Below are 17,154 nucleotides of genomic sequence, written 5' to 3'. Positions count from 1 at the left end.
GGAGTCAATCACATGACAACGCAACAAACCGTGAAGGTGCAACTGGTGCGCAGCCCCATTGGCACCAAGGAATCGCACCGCGCCACCGTCCGTGGCCTGGGCCTGCGCAAGCTGAATAGCATCAGCGAACTGCAGGACACGCCTGCTGTGCGCGGCATGATCAACAAGATCAGCTATCTGGTCAAAGTCCTCTGAAAGGATTGATGATGGAACTCAATAGCATCAAGCCTGCAGCAGGTGCCAAGCATGCCAAGCGCCGTGTCGGCCGCGGCATCGGCTCCGGCCTGGGCAAGACTGCCGGCCGTGGTCACAAGGGCCAGAAGTCGCGTTCGGGTGGCTACCACAAGGTGGGCTTCGAAGGCGGTCAAATGCCTCTGCAGCGCCGTCTGCCCAAGCGTGGCTTCAAGTCGCATCTGCTGAAGTTCAACGCAGAAGTGACCCTGTCCGCTCTGGAACAGCTGGGCCTGGCCGAAGTCGATCTGGCAGCTCTGAAGCAAGCCGGTCTGGTTGGTGAAATCGCAAAGGTGGTCAAGATCATCAAGAGCGGTGAAATCAGCAAGGCTGTCAAGCTCAACGGCATCGGCGCTACCGCCGGCGCCAAGGCTGCCATCGAAGCTGCCGGCGGCAGCATCGCCTGATTAATGATCTGAAAGAAGACATCCGTGGCTACTAGCGCAGCTCAAATTGCAAAAACCGGAAAATTCGGCGATCTTCGCCGCCGTCTGGTTTTTCTGTTGCTCGCGCTGGTCGTTTACCGCATCGGGGCTCATATCCCCGTGCCGGGCATCGATCCAGCGCAGCTGCAGCAGCTGTTCAATGGCCAGCAGGGCGGCATTCTCAATCTGTTCAACATGTTCTCGGGTGGGGCGCTGTCGCGCTTCACGGTGTTCGCACTGGGGATCATGCCGTACATCTCGGCATCGATCATCATGCAGCTCATGACCTACGTGGTCCCTACATTCGAGCAGCTGAAAAAGGAAGGTGAATCGGGTCGTCGCAAGATCACCCAGTACACCCGCTATGGCACTCTGGGCCTGGCGATTTTTCAGTCCCTGGGAATTGCCGTGGCTCTGGAAAGCTCCGCAGGTCTGGTTCTGAGCCCCGGTTTCGGCTTCCGCCTCACGGCGGTGGTCAGCCTGACGGCCGGCACCATGTTCCTGATGTGGCTCGGTGAACAGATCACGGAACGTGGTCTGGGCAACGGCATCTCGATCCTCATCTTTGGAGGTATCGCCGCAGGTCTGCCGAGCTCCATCGGTGGTCTGCTGGAGCTGGTGCGCACCGGTGCCATGAGCATCCTGGCCGCGATCTTCATCGTTCTCGTGGTGGCAGCCGTGACGTACTTCGTCGTGTTTGTCGAGCGGGGACAGCGCAAGATCCTGGTGAACTATGCGCGTCGTCAGGTGGGTAACAAGGTGTATGGCGGTCAGTCTTCGCACTTGCCGCTGAAGCTGAACATGGCGGGGGTCATTCCTCCCATCTTCGCTTCCTCGATCATCTTGCTGCCGGCGACCGTTGTGAACTGGTTCAGTGCAGGGGAATCCATGCGCTGGCTGAAGGACATTGCTAGCACGCTGACCCCCGGTCAGCCGATCTATGTGATGCTCTACGCCACCGCCATCATCTTCTTCTGCTTCTTCTACACGGCCCTGGTGTTCAACAGCCGGGAAACCGCCGACAACCTGAAGAAGAGTGGTGCCTTCATCCCCGGGATCCGTCCCGGTGACCAGACGGCCCGCTACATTGACAAGATCCTGGTTCGCCTGACCCTGGCTGGTGCGGTGTACATCACATTCGTGTGCTTGTTGCCCGAGTTCCTGATCCTGAAGTACAACGTCCCGTTCTACTTCGGTGGTACATCACTGCTGATTATTGTGGTGGTGACCATGGACTTCATGGCCCAGGTGCAGAACTACATGATGTCGCAACAGTACGAATCGCTCCTCAAAAAGGCGAACTTCAAAGCGACACTTGGCAATTGAACTAAGTGATGGGCCTGGCCGGCGGTGCCGGCGGGTCCAGTAAGAGTTAGTAGACGCCCATTCGATCTATCCATCGCGGGCATGTTTCCCGGTCGATAGGCCGTAACGGATGTAGAGTTTTAGGAGAATGAAATGAGAGTTTCGGCTTCGGTCAAAAAAATCTGCCGTAACTGCAAGATCATCCGCCGCAAGGGTGTGGTGCGAGTGATCTGCACGGACCAGCGCCACAAGCAGCGCCAGGGTTGATAGGAAAGTTTGAGGACGAATAATGGCACGTATCGCTGGCATTAACATCCCGCCGCATCAGCACGCTGAAATCGGCCTGACCGCTATCTATGGGATCGGTCGCACCACTGCACGCAAGATCTGCGAAGCCGCTGGCATCGCATATTCCAAGAAAATCAAGGAACTGACTGACGGCGATCTGGAAAAGATCCGCGATCAGCTGACTTCCCTGACGCTGGAAGGTGATCTGCGTCGCGAAACAACGATGAACATCAAGCGTTTGATGGACATCGGTTGCTATCGCGGTTTCCGTCATCGTCGTGGCCTGCCCATGCGTGGTCAGCGTACCCGCACGAATGCACGTACCCGCAAGGGTCCGCGCAAGGGTGCCGCGGCTTTGAAGAAATAAAGAGATTGAAAGATCACTATGGCTAAGTCTCCCGCAAACAACGCTGCACAGCGCGTTCGCAAGAAAGTCCGTAAGAACATTTCGGACGGCATTGCCCACGTGCACGCTTCGTTCAACAACACGATCATCACCATCACCGACCGCCAAGGCAACGCTCTGTCGTGGGCCTCGTCGGGTGGCCAGGGCTTCAAGGGTTCGCGCAAGTCGACTCCCTTCGCTGCCCAGGTGGCTTCGGAAGTGGCTGGTCGTGCTGCCATCGAACAGGGCATCAAGAACCTGGACGTCGAAATCAAGGGTCCCGGTCCCGGCCGTGAATCCTCGGTTCGCGCCCTGGGCGCCCTGGGCATCCGCATCACTTCCATCGCGGACGTGACGCCGGTTCCCCACAACGGCTGCCGCCCTCAAAAGCGCCGTCGTATCTAAGCTTTTTCACCAAGCCCACCGCCGCCCAGATGTGTAACATCGCGGGCGGCTCCCGTGCTTGTGCACGGCAGATGACACAAAGGAAATCAAGTGGCACGCTATATCGGCCCCAAGGCCAAACTCTCCCGCCGTGAAGGCACTGACCTGTTCCTGAAGAGCGCACGTCGCTCGATCGCCGACAAGTCCAAGTTCGACACCAAGCCCGGTCAGCACGGCCGCACTTCCGGTCAGCGTACTTCCGACTTCGGCCTGCAGCTGCGTGAAAAGCAGAAGGTCAAGCGCATGTACGGCGTGCTGGAAAAGCAATTCCGCCGCTACTTCGAAGCCGCCGACAAGAAGAAGGGCAACACCGGTGCCAATCTGCTGTCGCTGCTGGAGTCGCGTCTGGACAACGTGGTGTACCGCATGGGCTTCGGCTCGACCCGCTCGGAAGCGCGTCAGCTGGTGTCGCACAAGGCCATCACGGTCAACGGCCAATCCGTCAACATCCCTTCCTACATGGTGAAGGTGGGTGACGTGGTCGCCGTGCGTGAAAAGTCCAAGAAGCAGGCCCGCATCGTCGAAGCCCTGCAACTGGCTGGTCAAGTCGGTTTCCCCGCATGGGTGGAAGTGTCGGCCGACAAGGCTGAAGGCACGTTCAAGAAGTCGCCTGACCGCGACGAGTTCGGTGCAGACATCAACGAATCCCTGATCGTTGAGTTGTACTCGCGTTAATTCCGCGCAGCGACATTTCTGTAAAACCGTCCCCCAGCCGCGAGGCATCGCGCTGGGGTGCTTCACCAGCCTTACCGGTGTAACGAGCCGGGGGTATTGAGAGGAAGTCTGCATGCAAACCAATTTGCTGAAGCCCAAGACGATCAATGTCGAGCAGCTTGGCCACAATCGCGCCAAAGTTGTTCTGGAGCCGTTTGAGCGTGGCTACGGCCATACGCTGGGCAATGCCCTGCGCCGTGTCCTGCTCTCGTCCATGGTGGGTTACGCAGCGACGGAAGTGACGATTGCTGGTGTGTTGCACGAGTACTCGTCCATTGACGGTGTCCAGGAAGATGTGGTCAACATCCTGCTGAACCTCAAGGGTGTGGTGTTCAAGCTGCACAACCGCGACGAGGTCACGCTCTCCCTGCGCAAGGATGGCGAAGGCGTCGTGACGGCGCGCGACATCCAGACGCCCCACGACGTGGAAATCATCAACCCTGATCATGTCATCGCCAACCTGTCGCAAGGCGGCAAGCTGGACATGCAGATCAAGGTCGAGAAGGGCCGCGGCTATGTGCCCGGCAACGTGCGCCGCTATGGCGACGAGTCCACGAAGTCGATCGGCCGTATCGTGCTGGACGCTTCGTTCTCGCCCGTCAAGCGCGTGAGCTACGCCGTCGAATCGGCCCGCGTTGAACAACGCACCGACCTCGACAAGCTGGTGGTGGAGATCGAAACCAATGGTGCGATCACTGCCGAGGACGCCGTGCGCGCCTCCGCCAAGATCCTGGTGGAACAGCTCGCCGTGTTCGCTCAGCTGGACGGCGGCGATATCGCCAGCGTCTTCGATGCTCCGGCCGGTGGCCGTGGTGCCGCAACCGCCTTTGATCCCATCTTGCTGCGTCCCGTGGACGAGCTGGAACTCACCGTGCGTTCGGCCAACTGCCTCAAGGCAGAGAACATCTACTACATCGGCGACCTGATCCAGCGTACCGAAAACGAGCTGCTCAAGACCCCCAACCTGGGTCGCAAGTCGCTCAACGAGATCAAGGAAGTCCTGGCTTCCCGCGGTCTGACGCTGGGCATGAAGCTGGAGAACTGGCCGCCTGCTGGCCTGGAAAAGCGCTAAGCACTATAATTGCGGGCTCTCCTTTTTGGAGAGCCTCAGTGCCTCGGGCAGTACCTGATACGGCTGCCCGAATTAATCAACAACTTGCGCAAATTCGGTTGAGGCAAGCTGCAGATCCGGTAACGGGTCCAGGCTTGTATCCTTGTTTGCGCAAGCCCTAATTACATATTTTAGGAATAAAGCACCATGCGTCACGGTCACGGCCTCCGCAAACTCAATCGCACCTCTTCGCACCGCCTGGCGATGCTGAAGAACATGATGAATTCGCTCATCGAGCACGAAGCCATCAAGACCACCGTTCCCAAGGCCAAGGAACTGCGCCGCGTGATCGAGCCCATGATCACCCTGGCCAAGGTCGACACCGTTGCCAACCGCCGCCTGGCATTCGACCGCCTGCGCGACCGCGACAGCGTGACCAAGCTCTTCAACGAGCTGGGCCCCCGCTTCGCAAAGCGTCCTGGTGGCTACACCCGTATCCTGAAGATGGGCTTCCGCGTGGGCGACAACGCCCCCATGGCCTTCGTGGAACTGGTCGAGCGCGCTGAAGAAGGCGCCGCCGAAGCCAAGGCAGCTGAATAATCTGCTATAATTTTAGAATACCGCGCGATGGAGCAGTCTGGTAGCTCGTTGGGCTCATAACCCAAAGGTCGGAGGTTCAAATCCTTCTCGCGCAACCAAATTGAAAAGGGCTACGACAACTGTCGTAGCCCTTTTTTCATGCCCTCGCGCCAGGGCAAAGGCCAGGCAGACAGCCCGGCATCAGCCGCCCAGCTGGTTGCCGATGCGCTGGCCCAGCCGCAGGCGCACGCGGTGGGCGATTTCCTGGGCGGCATCGGGGCTGAGCACCTCGCTGATGTGCAGCAGCTCGGTGTAGTGCATGTACAAGAGGCCGCGCAGGGTCTTGAAAGCGGCCTCGTGGTCGCCGCCGCAGACGCTGGCGTCATCGGCCAGCACGCGCTCCACCACGCCGGCCTGCAGCAGCGGGATCTTGCAGATGACGGCGTGGCGGGCGATCTCCAGGTCGATCTCCTGGAGCCGGCATTCCCATTCCTCGGGCAAGAATCGGTTGGCTGGCATGTCGGCTTTTCTCCTTTTTTCACTGCATGGGTACACCGGGGCGAAAGGCTCCCGGTCTGGGGATGCTGTCATGTGAGCGGGGCTCGGTGGCCTGGGTCGCCAGGTTTACTGGCCCGGCCTTGATGCCTGTCAAACTTCGGTGGCGCAGGCGCCCGCTGGAAGCCGGGCTCATGCTGCACTGCATCATGATGTCAGTCATGCGGCGCGGCCGCCAGTGCCCGTGCAGGCTGGTGGGCTTTTGCTCCCGGCAGGCCATGCTCTCTCGGCGCCGCTCCGGCAACGCAAAGGATCCACATGCTCGAGAAGATTGCCTCGCTGTTCCGCTACTTCAAGTCGGCCGTGCCGTTCCGGCTGGTGCCGGCGCTGATCGCCACCGCCGTGCTGTTCGGGCTGCTGCTGGTGCCCGTGCCCGAGGGGCTGACGCCCAAGGGCTGGCAGCTGGTGGCCATTTTCCTGACCACCATCGTGGCCATCATTCTCAAGGTCATGCCCATTGGCGTGATGGCCTTGATGGCCATCGTGATCGTCTCGCTGTCCCAGGTCACGTCAGGCTCGTCCAAGGGCGCAGTCACCGATGCGCTGAGCAGCTTTTCCAGCCCGCTGATCTGGTTGATCGTGGTGGCCATCCTGATCTCGCGCGGCCTCAAGAAGACGGGGCTGGGCAACCGCATCGGACTGATGTTCATCGCGCTGCTGGGCAAGCGGACCATCGGCATCGGCTACGGCCTGGCGATCTGCGAGCTGGTGCTGGCACCGTTCACGCCCAGCAACACGGCGCGCGGCGGCGGTATCGTGCACCCCATCATGAAGTCCATCGCCAATGCCTTCGAGTCGGACCCGGCCAAGGGTACGCAGGGCAAGGTGGGCACCTATCTGGCCCTGGTCAACTACCACGCCAATCCCATCACGTCGGCCATGTTCCTGACTGCCACGGCGCCCAATCCGCTGGTGGTGGACTTCGTGGCCAAGGCCACGGGCCAGGCGCTGCACCTGAGCTGGACCACCTGGGCGCTGTACATGCTGCTGCCGGGCCTGCTGTGCCTGCTGCTGATGCCGCTGGTGATCTACCTTCTGTCGCCTCCCGAACTCAAGGCCACGCCCAATGCCGTGGAGTACGCGCGCAGCGAGATGGCACGCATGGGGCCGCTGTCGGGCAAGGAGCGCGTGATGCTGGGCACCTTCGGCCTGATGCTGCTGCTGTGGGCCAACGTGCCGCAGATGCTGTTCGGGCCTGCCTTCACGCTGGACCCGACGGTGGTCGCCTTCCTGGGCCTGTTCGTGCTGATCATCACGGGCACCATCGACTGGGATGACGTGCTGTCCGAGAAAAGCGCCTGGGACACGCTGGTGTGGTTCGGCGCCCTGGTCATGCTGGCCGAGCAGCTCAACAAGCTCGGCGTGGTGTCCTGGTTCGCGGTGGGGATGAAGAACGCCATCGTCGCCAGCGGCCTGGACTGGCTGCCGGTGGCGGCAATCCTGGTGGGCGTGTTCGTGTTCTCGCACTACCTGTTCGCCAGCACCACGGCCCACATCAGCGCCATGATGCTGGCCTTCCTGACCGTGGGCGCCCAGCTGATTCCTGCCGACTATGTCGTGCCCTTCATGCTGATGATGACGGCCGGCTCGGCCATCATGATGACGCTGACCCACTACGCCACCGGCACTTCGCCCATCATCTTCGGCAGCGGCTATGTCACGCTGGGCAACTGGTGGCGCGTGGGCGCGGCCATGTGCGTGATCGAGCTGCTGGTCTTTGCCGTGCTCGGCAGCGCCTGGTGGAAGCTGCTGGGCCTGTGGTGAGGGCGAAAGCCCTCATGCGGTGGTCCGTGGCTCGCCCAGCGACAGCATGAGCCGGTTGGCCCAGTTGAAGAAGGCCGTGCCGTGCAGCACATCGGAGATGGCGGCATCGTCCAGGCCGGCGGCGCGCAGCGCATCAATGTGGGCGGGCTCCAGCGCAGGCGGCGTCTGGGTCAGCGCCACGGCCGCCGTGACGATGGCGTTCCAGCGCGGCCCCAGGTCCGTGCCCGGGCCTTCGTCGAGCAGGCGCTGCACGTCGCCGCCCCGGCGCGAGAAGTGCGTGGCAAAGCGCGCATGGACCGAGGCGCAGTAGATGCAGCCATTGGCGCGCGAGGTGGCAGCGGCCGCCAGCTCCCGCTCGGCACGCGGCAGGCCGGCGTCGGGGTTGTAGAAGATGTCCTTGTCGGTGCGCGTGCGTGCGCCCAGCGTGTCGGGGTCGCGCGCCAGCAGGCGGAAGTAGGGCGACTGCGCGCGTGAGGCATCGACCAGGCCTGCATGGTGGCGTTCGGTCAGCTCGCTTTCGTCCAGCGGCTCAATCCATGGCAGCCAGTCGAGCTGTTCCTGGGTGAAGACCTGGGGAGCGGCGGAGTTCGTTGAGGTCATGGCTGGGCTTGCAGGGTGGTGGGTTGATGGGCGGCCGGGGGCGCGGGGCGTGCAGCCAGCACGCGCAGCCCCGCCACCACGCGGATCTGGAAGGACAGGAAGGACGCCAGCTGGGACACGATGACGATGTCCGTCTCGCTCCAGCCCGCCTGTTGCAGCGCCTGCAGGGCCCCGGCGCTGGCGTCGCGCGGGTGGTAGGCCAGCAGGTGGGCATGGGCCAGCGCCGCGGCCAGGCGCGCGCCCAGCAGCGCGGCATGGGCCGGGTCCACGGCATAGGCGGGGCCGCTCTGGTCCTCGCGGCTCAGCGGGCCTGCCGGGTAGCGGCCGTACGGCCCGTGCGGGCCGCTGCCGGGCTGAAGGCTTTGTGCACGGCCCCGCACGACTTCGGATGCCACGGCGACAGCCAGTTCCGCATCTTCGGCCGCCAGCGCCTTCGCATAGAAGGCGGCGCTGCGCGGCTCGCCATGCAGCCCGGCCGTGAAGGCGGCCAGGGCCAGCCGCTCGCGCAGCGAGACCGTGCCGGGCACGGGCTCGGCGGGCGTGAACAGGGCGGCAAAACTCTGCTGGGCCTGCGTGCGCGCCTCGGTGCGGTGGCGGCGCACGCGGTCCAGGGCGCTGCCGGGGGTGATGCCGGCGAGGTGGTCGATGACGTCGTCCGGAAAACGGGGCTGTACGGTGGTGTTCATGGTCATGCGGCTTGCAGCAGTCCGGCCCGGGCTGCGGGGAGGGAAGAGGGTGCCTGCAGATCTGCACGGCGCCAGCCCAGGGCTGGTGCCACATGGGCGGCCGTCAGCTCGATGGAGCGCAGGATGGCGTCGTGCGGCGGGTCGATGGAATGCACCTGGAAGACGATGTCGCTCACGCGCGCCAGCGCCGTGTCGGCGCGCAGCGAGGCGATGACCTCGTCGGGCGTGCCCACATGCACGTCGTAGGCGGCGATGAGATCGGTCAGCGGCGCCTGTGGATCGACGCGGGCCGCCCACTGCGAGGGCTGGGCGGCATGGCGCCGGGCCACGCGGCGCAGGCCGGCCTCGGCCCAGCGCAGCGCCTCGTCTCGGCGGTCGGCAACGAACAGCGTGCGCGAGCCCAGGATGCGCGGCGCCCGCCCTGCGGGCAGGCGGGCGAGGTAGGCGTCGATGATGGGGTTCTGGATCTCGGACAGCGTGGCCTGCGGCGCGCCTTCGGGCCGTGGCTGGGTGCGCGACAGCATCAGGCCGTCGCCGTTGGCCCCGGCCCGCGCGCCGCCCTCGGCCGAGAACGTGGCCTGCCAGACGCGCTCCAGCAGCTGCGGCGCGGCCGGGTACAGGTGCACGCCACCGGCCAGCGCGCGCCCGGCCCAGGCGTCCTGCAGCACGCCGAAGTTGCGCGCGAAGACGGCGCCGCGCTCGGCGCCCTGCACGCCAAAGGCCTCGAAGGATTCGGCCGTGCCGCCCGTGCCCAGGCCCACTTCCAGGCGGCCGCCGGTCAGCAGGTCCAGCACGGCCGCATCCTCGGCCACGCGCAGCGCGTTTTCCAGCGGCAGCGTGATCACGCCCGTTCCGATGCGGATGCGCCGCGTGCGCGCCGCCACATGGGCCAGGAAGACGAAGGGCGAGGGCAGGCCGCCCTCGCTTTCATGGAAATGGTGCTGGGCTACCCAGGCCGAGTCGAAGCCCTGGGCCTCGGCATGGGCGATCTGCTCGGCCACCAGGCGGTAGCGCTCGCCGGCCGGCGCATCGTCGAGCAGGCGGCTGAAGAAGCCCAGGCGCGGGCCGGTGCGGGAGCCGTGGCCACGGTTGGTATCAGGCGGGGTGAGGGACAAAATCAATGCTCCTTTTGCCGGGAATGGCGTCCATGAGTTCGCGTGTGTAGTCGCTGGTGGGGCGCTGGAACACCTCCTCCACGCTGCCCGCGTCCACCACCCGGCCCGCGCGCAGCACCGATACCGTGTCGGCGATCTGGCGCACCACGGCAAGGTCGTGCGAGATGAAGAGATAGGTCAGCCCCAGGTCCTGCTGCAGCTGGGCGAGCAGGGCCAGGATCTGCGCCTGCACCGTCACGTCCAGGGCCGATACGGCCTCGTCCAGCACCAGCACCTGCGGCTGCAGCACCAGGGCGCGCGCAATCGCCACGCGCTGGCGCTGGCCGCCCGACAGCGCATGCGGGCGCCGCTGCAGCACGGCGGCCGGCAGGCCCACGCGCTCCAGCATGTCGTGCACGCGCCGGCGGCGCTCATCGGCCGGCAGCGGGTCGAAGTTCAGCAGGGGCTCCTCGATGATGTCGAACACGCTCTGGCGCGGGTCCAGAGAACTGAACGGGTTCTGGTAGACCAGCTGCACGCGGCGGCGCAGCTGGCGCAGGGCCTCGCCGCGCAGGCCCGTGACCTCGGTGCCTTCGATGCGGATGCGGCCCGCCGTGGGCCGGCCCAGGCCCACGATGGCGCGGATGGTAGTGGTCTTGCCCGAGCCCGACTCGCCCACGATGGCATGTGTGCTGCCCCGGCGCACGCGCAGCGACACGCCGTCCACGGCGCGGAAGATGCCGCGCCCGTGGGCCGAGGCATGGCCGGGCGCCGCGAACTCGTGCACCAGGTCCTCGACTTCGATGGCCCAGTCATCGGCCGTGGCGGGCCTGGGCGTGCGGCGCGGCGCGGGCGCCAGCGAAGGCGCATCGGCCAGCAGCCGCCGCGTATAGGCGCTTTGCGGATTGCGCAGCAGCTCCAGCGTGGGGCCCTGCTCCTGGATGCGGCCGCCCTGCATGACGACCAGGCGGTGCGAGCGGTCGGCCGCCACGCCCAGGTCATGCGTGACCAGCAGCACGGCCGTGCCGGTCTCGCGGCGCAGCGCGTCGATCAGGTCCAGGATGCGCCGCTGCACGGTCACGTCCAGCGCGCTGGTGGGCTCGTCGGCAATGATGAGGGCGGGCCGCAGCGCAATCGCAATGGCGATCAGCACGCGCTGGCGCATGCCGCCCGACAGTTCGTGCGGATACTGGCGTGCGCGCAGCGCGGGCTGGGACAGGCCCACGCGGGCCAGCAGCTCCAGCACGCGCGCCTGCACGGCCGTGCGGTCGCGCAGTCCGTGGATGCGCAGGATCTCGCCCACCTGGTCGCCCACCGTGCGCACGGGGTTCAGCGACATGGTGGGGTCTTGCGGCACCAGGCTGACCACGCGGCCGCGGATGGCGTTCCAGCGTGCGGCCGGCCAGCCCGAGACCTCGGTGCCCTGCAGGCGGATGCTGCCGTGCTCGCGGTGGCCGTTGTCGGCCAAAAGGCCGATCACGGCCTGGGCCGTGGTGGTCTTGCCCGAGCCCGATTCGCCGACCAGGGCCACCACCTCGCCCGGCGCCACGGAAAACGACACGCCGTGCACCACGCGCTGCGCCTGGCCTGCGGCATCGCGGTAGGCCACGGCCAGGTCCTGCACTTCGAGCACGGGAGCGGTCGTTGCCACCGCTGGTGCGGCGTGGATGCGTTCCTCGATGGCGGCGCTCATGCAGGCCTCCGTGCGAAGGCCGTGGCGATGCGGTTGGCCGCCAGCACCACGGCCACCACGATCAGGCCCGGCGCCGTGGTCAGCCACCAGGCGGTGGCGATGTAGTTGCGGCCCTCGGCGATCAGCAGCCCCCATTCGGGCGTGGGCGGCGGCGCGCCGTAGCCCAGAAAACCCAGGGTGGAAATCGCAAGGATCGCCGAGCCGAACTGCAGCGCCGCCATGGCGATGACCGAGGTCAGCGAGTTGGGCAGCACATGGCGCCACAGCACGGCGGCAAAGCGCCCGCCGCTGCCAAAGGCGGCCTCCACGTAGTCGGAGCGGCGCACGCGCACCACCTCCGAGCGCACCAGGCGCGCGAAGCTGGCCACCGAGACCACGCCCACGGCAATGGCCGCGTTGATGGTGCCAAAGCCCAGCACGATGATGATGGTCAGCGACAGCAGCAGCGAAGGCACGGCCAGCAGCACATCGACCAGGCGCATCAGCGCATCTTCCGTGCGCCCGCCCGTGGCCCCGGCCAGCAGGCCGATCAGCGTGCCCACGGCCAGGCCCACGCCCACGGCCACGAAGGCGCCCGACAGCGAATGCACGGCGCCATGCACCACGCGCGCCCACAGGTCGCGCCCCAGCGCGTCCGTGCCCAGCCAGTGCGCGGCGCTGGGCGCCAGCAACTGCTGGCCGGCCTGGCCCGCGATCGGGTTCTGGTGGGCAAACCAGCCGGGCGCCAGCGCCCACAGCGCGGCCACGGCAATCACCAGCCAGGCCAGGGCCAGCGTGGGTGGCAGGCGCTTCAGGGATTGCAGGCGGGCCGGCAAGGCGAAGCTGCGGTGCGGGGCGGCTGGCGCAGGGGCCAGGGACGACGCTGGCAGCGCCGTGGGAATGGGAGTAGGAGTGGCGGGCGCGGCCTGGGCATCCAGGGCCGGGGAAAGAGCGCTTGAGACGGCAGTGTTCATGGCCGGTTCTCCACGGAATGGCGCAGGCGCGGATCAAGCAGCGGGTACAGCAGATCCACGGCGAGGTTGATGAGGACGAAGGCGGCGGCCGAGACGACCACCACGGCCTGGAGCACGGCCGTGTCCTGGTTGCCCACGGCCTGCTGGGTCAGCGTGCCCAGGCCATTGAGGCCGAACACGGCCTCCGTCACCACGGCGCCGGCCAGCAGCTCGCCGAACAGCACGCCGGCAATGGTCAGCGTGGGCAGCAGGGCATTGCGTGCCACATGGCGCAGCAGCACCCAGCGGCGCGAGGCGCCCTTGGCCCGCGCCACGGCCACGAAGGGCTGGGCCAGCACGGCGTCGATATTGCGCAGCAGCACCTGGGCCAGCGGCGCCGAGATCGGCACGGCCAGGGTCAGCGTGGGCAGCACCAGTCCTTCCCAGGGGCCGGGATTGATCACGGCGATCCAGCCCAGGCGGAACGACACCACCTGGATCAGCATGATCCCCAGCCAGAACACGGGTACCGAGACAAAGACCGAAGGCAGCGAATACAGCGCGTTGCGCAGCCAGGCAAAGGGCGCCAGGCTGGCAGCCGCCGCCAGCGCCACGGCCAGCAGCGCGGCTGCGGCAAAGCCCAGGGCCGCGAGCTTGAGCGTGGGCGGCAGGCTGGTGGCCAGGCCCTGGCTCACCGGCACGCCGGCCTGCAGCGAATAGCCGAAATGGCCCGTGAGGAACTGGCCCAGCGTGTGCAGGTACTGCTGCCACACGGGCTGGTCCGAGCCGTAGGCCGCGCGGATGTCGGCAATCTCCTGCGGGCCCAGGCCCAGCTCGGGGTTCAGAAACTTGATCAGCACGGCGTCGCCCGGCAGCAGCTGCAGCAGGATGAACGAGACCGTGAAGGCCGCCCACAGCACCAGGGCGGCCTGTGCGATGCGGCTGAGCAGATAGCGGCGCGGCATGGGAGCGGTTCCTCAGGGTGCGATCCGGTCAGCGCCTGGCCAGCCAGGTGCTGTAGAAGCTGGGCCGGCCCACGGCCTCGAAGCCCACGTCGCGCACCCAGCCTGCGCCCGCAAAGGCCTGGGGTTCCTCGAAGATGGGGATCACATAGGCCTGGTCGATCAGGTAGTTCTGCACTTCGCCGGCCAGCGCCAGGCGCCTGGCGGCATCGGTCTCGGCCGCGATGGCGTCGAACAGGCCGTTGAGCCTGGCGTCCTCGAAGGACTTGACCTTCTGGCTCACGCCGCCCTTTTGCAGCAGCACGTTGCGGTTGGTCGGGTAGTAGTTGCTCTTGATCACGTCGGGATCGGCGCGGCCCACCATGCCGGGCAGCACGCCGGTCTTGTCGGGGTCCAGCGTGTCCACCGCGCGGCTGCCCGCGTCGCCCGACAGCACGTTGAGCTTGATGCCCAGGCGGGCCCACTGCTGGGCCACCAGCTGCAGCGTCTCCTTGTTCTGCGGCTGGGGCAGGGACTCGTAGGTGGAGAGCACGAAATCGCGGCCGTCCTTCTGGCGCAGGCCGTTGGCGCCCAGCGTCCAGCCGGCCTCGTCCAGCAGCTGTTTCGCCTTGGCCTCGTCATAGGCCAGCTTGGCCGACAGGTCCACGAAGCCGGCCGCCGTGGAGGCAATCACCGAGCGCGCCTGCGGATAGCGCGGCGAGAACAGCGTCTCCACGATCTCCTTGGCATTGGTGCCGTGCAGCAGGGCCTGGCGTACCTTCAGATCGGCCACCAGGGCGTTGTCGGGGCGGATGGCCACGCTGTTGTTCACGCCGCGCGTGGGAGGGGCGTAGATGCTGAACTTCTGGTCCTCGACGCGCTTTTCGTCATAGGCCTGGATCTGGCGGATCAGCCCGGCCTGGCCGGCCAGCAGCGCGCCGATGCGCACGCTGTCCTCGGGCGTAACGATGAACTTCACCTCGTCCAGCCGCGCGCGGCCCTGGTGGGCCAGCTTGGCGGGACCCCAGGCGTAGTCCTTGCGCACCTTGAGCACCAGCTCCTTGCCCAGCGTCTCGCTGGCCACCACGAAGGGGCCGGAGCCGATGATGCGCGTGGCGTCGCCCAGCTCCTCGAAGGGGCGGTCCAGCGTGGCCGGCGAGACCAGGCCCGAGCCGATCACCGAGGTGCCCTGCAGGAAGCCCGGCGAAGGCTTCCTGAAGAAGAACTTCACCGTCAGCGGATCGACCACTTCGCTGCGCTCGTAGTTGTTGATCACCTCGGACACGGGCTGCTTGAGCGCCTTGTTGCCCAGGCCATAGGTGTCGAAGTTGCGCGCCACGGCCGCTGCGTCCAGCGGCGTGCCGTCGGAGAAGGTCACGCCGGGGCGCAGCTTGAAGCGGTACTCGGTGGCGTCGGCATTCACGGTCCAGGACTCGGCGATCCAGGGCTGGATCTCCAGCGTCTTCGGGTCCTGGTAGGTCAGCTTGTCGGTGATCTGGTTGAGCACGCCGCCGTTGGGATAGAAGCCTCCGGCCGGCGGATAGAGGTTGGTATGGGCCTGCTGCTCCAGGTAGACCAGGGTGCCGCCTTCCACGGGCCCAGCAGCCGCGCCTGCCTGGGCCGTATCGGCCTGCCTGGAGCACGCCGCCAGCAGCAGGCTGCTGCCCGCCAATACCGCTATCGCGGCCTTCCATGCCACCTGACCCGCCTTCGATTGGGAAAACACGTTCGTACCTCGCCGCCGCTGGGGCGCTGAAAAACAAGACTGCCGGCCACAGGACCGGCTCCATGTTTTTCATGCTATCGATGCCAAATATTTGCGCTCATATATTGAGTTGCATCGTTATTTGGAAAACGACTAAGGGATGGGGGCCCCGCATATCTGCCCAGTGCATAAGCGCAGACGGATTCGTTTGTTTGCCGCGCATGCGGCGGTCCCAACAATGGGCTGGTACTTCTTCACCGAAAGCCCGTCCATGAGCCATCTCAACGAATACCTCGCCGAAAAGCGCGCCGCCGTGCTCGCCCGCAGCGCCGCCGTCGCGGCCGGCACGGCCCAGCCCGCCCACCTCAAGGCCCATGTGCGTGCCGAGGGCCGCAGCGGCGTGCGCCGCCTGCGCATACGCGAGCACCAGGTCATCAGCGACAGCCCACCCGACTTCGCGGGCTACAACCTCGGCCCCAGCTCGCCCGAGCTGCAGCTGGGCGTGCTGGGCACCTGCGTCACCCACATCTTTCTGATCCAGGCGGCCGAGCGACAGGTGCCCGTGGAGAGCCTGGAGGTCGAGGTCACGGGCATCATCGATCCGCGCGGCGGCAGGCCCGGCCACGAGGCCACGCCCATCTGGCCGCATGAGATCGGCTACACCGTGCACATCGACTCGCCGGCCAGCCGCGCCGAGATCGATGCGCTGTTCGAGGCCGTGGAGCGCACCTGCCCCATCCTCAACCTGCTGCGCAATCCGCAGAACATCCGCGCCGAAGTGCGCCACACCGACTCCAGCGCCGCCGCGCGCCTGGCGGCCTGAACACCGTGCGGAAAGCACCCCTGCCATGACCCTGCCACTCGACCACATCGTCATCGCGGTCCAGGACCTGGAACGCTCCATTGCCGACTACACCGCGCTGGGCTTCAACGTGCTGCGCGGCGGCGAGCATCCGGGTCGCTCCACGCACAACGCCCTGGTGGTGTTTGCCGACGGCGCCTACTTCGAACTCATCGCCTGGCGGGCGCCCGCGCCCGAGGAACGCTGGTGGCAGCAGCTGCAGCGCCATGGCGAGGGCATTGTCGATTTCGCGCTGCTGCCCACCGAGACCGGCGCCGTGGTTTCCGCCGCCCAGGCGCGCGGGCTGGACTACGAGGCGCCCTACGAAGGCGGCCGGCTGCGCCCCGACGGCGCGCAGCTGCGCTGGCGCAACGCACGCGCCCGCAGCCAGGACCTGGGCGACCTCACGCCGCGCGCCCTGCGCGTGCCTGAGGGCGATGCGCGCGTGCATGCCAACGGCGCCACCGGCGTGGCCCGGCTGCACGTGGCCGTGCATGACCTGCGGGCCAGCCTGGCGCGCTGGCGCGCGCTGCTGGGCGAGGGCGCCGACATCGGCGAGGCCCGCCTGTCGGCCGATGGCGGCGCCTACCGCGCCTCGCTGAAGCTGGGGGGCACGGGGCCGGGCGCCACCGAGCTGGTGCTGTCTGCCCCAGCCCAGGGCGTGGCCACGGGCGCCCTGGGCCACCGGCTGGCCACGCGCGGCGAAGGCCCTTATGCGATCGGGCTGGACGTGCGGCGGCCTGCGCCTGCACGGGCACTGGACGAGGCCGCCACGCATGGCGTGCGCATCGTGCTCGCCCAGGATTCCCTGCCCCGGGAAACCGCTGCCGCCTAGGCGCAATGCGCGGGCGATAGAATGGCGCCCCGCTGACACCCATGCCCACTCCGGTGGGCGTTTTCGTTGCAGCCGCTGCAGCCTTC

20 protein-coding genes and 1 tRNA gene are annotated in these 17,154 nt (G+C 66.4%); 13 read left to right on the top strand and 8 right to left on the bottom strand.

Annotated features, from left to right (window positions below; all coding sequences use genetic code 11):
* The first annotated feature begins 12 nt into the window (after positions 1-12).
* From rpmD to ACF8LI_RS02105, 10 genes are all read left to right on the top strand, one after another.
* The gene (gene rpmD / locus ACF8LI_RS02150; RefSeq protein ID WP_012202972.1) at positions 13-195 is read left to right on the top strand and encodes a 50S ribosomal protein L30; all 183 of its coding nucleotides are present in this window, start codon (positions 13-15) and stop codon (positions 193-195) included.
* 11 nt (positions 196-206) lie between these two features.
* Positions 207-638 (top strand): 50S ribosomal protein L15, encoded by a 432-nt coding sequence (gene rplO / locus ACF8LI_RS02145; protein ID WP_016449179.1) that lies wholly within the window; start codon positions 207-209, stop codon positions 636-638.
* A 24-nt stretch (positions 639-662) separates the two neighbouring features.
* Positions 663-1,982: a preprotein translocase subunit SecY gene (gene secY / locus ACF8LI_RS02140; RefSeq protein WP_012202974.1), complete on the top strand. Its 1,320-nt coding sequence runs from the start codon at positions 663-665 to the stop codon at positions 1,980-1,982.
* Positions 1,983-2,114: 132 nt separating this feature from the next.
* Complete coding sequence (rpmJ, locus tag ACF8LI_RS02135; RefSeq protein WP_003050535.1) at positions 2,115-2,228, top strand: 50S ribosomal protein L36; 114 nt, start codon at positions 2,115-2,117, stop codon at positions 2,226-2,228.
* 22 nt (positions 2,229-2,250) lie between these two features.
* The gene (rpsM, locus tag ACF8LI_RS02130; protein ID WP_012202975.1) at positions 2,251-2,616 is read left to right on the top strand and encodes a 30S ribosomal protein S13; all 366 of its coding nucleotides are present in this window, start codon (positions 2,251-2,253) and stop codon (positions 2,614-2,616) included.
* An 18-nt stretch (positions 2,617-2,634) separates the two neighbouring features.
* Positions 2,635-3,039 carry a 30S ribosomal protein S11 gene (gene rpsK, locus ACF8LI_RS02125; RefSeq protein ID WP_012202976.1) on the top strand — a complete coding sequence of 135 codons (405 nt, stop codon included), beginning with the start codon at positions 2,635-2,637 and terminating at the stop codon, positions 3,037-3,039.
* Between the two features lie 90 nt (positions 3,040-3,129).
* Positions 3,130-3,753, top strand: coding sequence for a 30S ribosomal protein S4 (gene rpsD, locus ACF8LI_RS02120; protein WP_012202977.1), 624 nt, complete (start codon positions 3,130-3,132; stop codon positions 3,751-3,753).
* A 112-nt stretch (positions 3,754-3,865) separates the two neighbouring features.
* Entirely contained in the window at positions 3,866-4,864 is a 999-nt protein-coding gene (locus ACF8LI_RS02115) for a DNA-directed RNA polymerase subunit alpha (RefSeq protein WP_012202978.1), read from the top strand.
* A gap of 186 nt (positions 4,865-5,050) precedes the next feature.
* A complete protein-coding gene (gene rplQ, locus ACF8LI_RS02110; RefSeq protein ID WP_012202979.1) occupies positions 5,051-5,443 on the top strand; it encodes a 50S ribosomal protein L17 in 393 nt (130 codons plus the stop codon).
* Positions 5,444-5,464: 21 nt separating this feature from the next.
* A tRNA-Met gene (locus ACF8LI_RS02105) sits at positions 5,465-5,541 on the top strand.
* An 82-nt stretch (positions 5,542-5,623) separates the two neighbouring features.
* Here the strand turns inward: ACF8LI_RS02105 and ACF8LI_RS02100 are convergent.
* A complete protein-coding gene (locus tag ACF8LI_RS02100; protein WP_016449180.1) occupies positions 5,624-5,941 on the bottom strand; it encodes a hypothetical protein in 318 nt (105 codons plus the stop codon).
* Between the two features lie 294 nt (positions 5,942-6,235).
* On the opposite strand from ACF8LI_RS02100, the gene ACF8LI_RS02095 reads away from it, so the two are divergent.
* Complete coding sequence (locus ACF8LI_RS02095) at positions 6,236-7,741, top strand: DASS family sodium-coupled anion symporter (protein ID WP_392411897.1); 1,506 nt, start codon at positions 6,236-6,238, stop codon at positions 7,739-7,741.
* 12 nt (positions 7,742-7,753) lie between these two features.
* On the opposite strand, the gene ACF8LI_RS02090 is transcribed toward ACF8LI_RS02095, so the two are convergent.
* From ACF8LI_RS02090 to ACF8LI_RS02060, 7 genes are read right to left on the bottom strand one after another with little or no spacing between them, the layout of a single operon-like run.
* Positions 7,754-8,341, bottom strand: coding sequence for an alkylhydroperoxidase domain protein (locus ACF8LI_RS02090; RefSeq protein ID WP_016449182.1), 588 nt, complete (start codon positions 8,339-8,341; stop codon positions 7,754-7,756).
* The gene (locus tag ACF8LI_RS02085; protein WP_392411895.1) at positions 8,338-9,033 is read right to left on the bottom strand and encodes a CMD domain protein; all 696 of its coding nucleotides are present in this window, start codon (positions 9,031-9,033) and stop codon (positions 8,338-8,340) included. The genes ACF8LI_RS02090 and ACF8LI_RS02085 overlap by 4 nt, the downstream gene beginning before the upstream one ends.
* On the bottom strand, positions 9,030-10,142 hold the full coding sequence (locus ACF8LI_RS02080; protein WP_392411893.1) for a putative FMN-dependent luciferase-like monooxygenase: 1,113 nt from the start codon (positions 10,140-10,142) through the stop codon (positions 9,030-9,032). Before ACF8LI_RS02080 ends, ACF8LI_RS02085 begins: the two co-directional genes overlap by 4 nt.
* The gene (locus ACF8LI_RS02075) at positions 10,123-11,814 is read right to left on the bottom strand and encodes an ABC transporter ATP-binding protein (RefSeq protein WP_199960541.1); all 1,692 of its coding nucleotides are present in this window, start codon (positions 11,812-11,814) and stop codon (positions 10,123-10,125) included. The genes ACF8LI_RS02080 and ACF8LI_RS02075 overlap by 20 nt, the downstream gene beginning before the upstream one ends.
* On the bottom strand, positions 11,811-12,767 hold the full coding sequence (locus tag ACF8LI_RS02070) for an ABC transporter permease (RefSeq protein ID WP_252653280.1): 957 nt from the start codon (positions 12,765-12,767) through the stop codon (positions 11,811-11,813). Before ACF8LI_RS02070 ends, ACF8LI_RS02075 begins: the two co-directional genes overlap by 4 nt.
* Entirely contained in the window at positions 12,764-13,711 is a 948-nt protein-coding gene (locus ACF8LI_RS02065; RefSeq protein WP_012202987.1) for an ABC transporter permease, read from the bottom strand. The genes ACF8LI_RS02070 and ACF8LI_RS02065 overlap by 4 nt, the downstream gene beginning before the upstream one ends.
* Positions 13,712-13,739: 28 nt before the next feature.
* A complete protein-coding gene (locus ACF8LI_RS02060; RefSeq protein WP_392411891.1) occupies positions 13,740-15,413 on the bottom strand; it encodes a TIGR04028 family ABC transporter substrate-binding protein in 1,674 nt (557 codons plus the stop codon).
* Between the two features lie 217 nt (positions 15,414-15,630).
* On the opposite strand from ACF8LI_RS02060, the gene ACF8LI_RS02055 reads away from it, so the two are divergent.
* Positions 15,631-16,215: an OsmC family protein gene (locus ACF8LI_RS02055; RefSeq protein WP_392411889.1), complete on the top strand. Its 585-nt coding sequence runs from the start codon at positions 15,631-15,633 to the stop codon at positions 16,213-16,215.
* Positions 16,216-16,240: 25 nt separating this feature from the next.
* Entirely contained in the window at positions 16,241-17,068 is an 828-nt protein-coding gene (locus ACF8LI_RS02050; protein WP_392411886.1) for a VOC family protein, read from the top strand.
* Positions 17,069-17,154 lie beyond the last annotated feature (86 nt).

The sequence above is a fragment of the Delftia sp. WSY_12 genome (genome assembly GCF_043104645.1).
GTDB lineage: Bacteria > Pseudomonadota > Gammaproteobacteria > Burkholderiales > Burkholderiaceae_C > Comamonas > Comamonas tsuruhatensis.
This window is presented reverse-complemented; position numbering and strand designations above follow the sequence as displayed.

What these genes read in the sequence shown, in the direction of transcription:
- ACF8LI_RS02065 (WP_012202987.1), bottom strand. Translation starts at nt 13,711, where the DNA reads ATGCCGCGCCGCTATCTGCTCAGCCGCATCGCACAGGCCGCCCTGGTG.
- ACF8LI_RS02070 (WP_252653280.1), bottom strand. Translation starts at nt 12,767, where the DNA reads ATGAACACTGCCGTCTCAAGCGCTCTTTCCCCGGCCCTGGATGCCCAG.
- rplO (WP_016449179.1), top strand. Translation starts at nt 207, where the DNA reads ATGGAACTCAATAGCATCAAGCCTGCAGCAGGTGCCAAGCATGCCAAG.
- ACF8LI_RS02095 (WP_392411897.1), top strand. Translation starts at nt 6,236, where the DNA reads ATGCTCGAGAAGATTGCCTCGCTGTTCCGCTACTTCAAGTCGGCCGTG.
- ACF8LI_RS02090 (WP_016449182.1), bottom strand. Translation starts at nt 8,341, where the DNA reads ATGACCTCAACGAACTCCGCCGCTCCCCAGGTCTTCACCCAGGAACAG.
- ACF8LI_RS02115 (WP_012202978.1), top strand. Translation starts at nt 3,866, where the DNA reads ATGCAAACCAATTTGCTGAAGCCCAAGACGATCAATGTCGAGCAGCTT.
- ACF8LI_RS02100 (WP_016449180.1), bottom strand. Translation starts at nt 5,941, where the DNA reads ATGCCAGCCAACCGATTCTTGCCCGAGGAATGGGAATGCCGGCTCCAG.
- rpsM (WP_012202975.1), top strand. Translation starts at nt 2,251, where the DNA reads ATGGCACGTATCGCTGGCATTAACATCCCGCCGCATCAGCACGCTGAA.
- rpmJ (WP_003050535.1), top strand. Translation starts at nt 2,115, where the DNA reads ATGAGAGTTTCGGCTTCGGTCAAAAAAATCTGCCGTAACTGCAAGATC.
- rpsK (WP_012202976.1), top strand. Translation starts at nt 2,635, where the DNA reads ATGGCTAAGTCTCCCGCAAACAACGCTGCACAGCGCGTTCGCAAGAAA.
- rplQ (WP_012202979.1), top strand. Translation starts at nt 5,051, where the DNA reads ATGCGTCACGGTCACGGCCTCCGCAAACTCAATCGCACCTCTTCGCAC.
- rpmD (WP_012202972.1), top strand. Translation starts at nt 13, where the DNA reads ATGACAACGCAACAAACCGTGAAGGTGCAACTGGTGCGCAGCCCCATT.
- ACF8LI_RS02055 (WP_392411889.1), top strand. Translation starts at nt 15,631, where the DNA reads ATGGGCTGGTACTTCTTCACCGAAAGCCCGTCCATGAGCCATCTCAAC.
- ACF8LI_RS02075 (WP_199960541.1), bottom strand. Translation starts at nt 11,814, where the DNA reads ATGAGCGCCGCCATCGAGGAACGCATCCACGCCGCACCAGCGGTGGCA.
- ACF8LI_RS02085 (WP_392411895.1), bottom strand. Translation starts at nt 9,033, where the DNA reads ATGACCATGAACACCACCGTACAGCCCCGTTTTCCGGACGACGTCATC.
- ACF8LI_RS02050 (WP_392411886.1), top strand. Translation starts at nt 16,241, where the DNA reads ATGACCCTGCCACTCGACCACATCGTCATCGCGGTCCAGGACCTGGAA.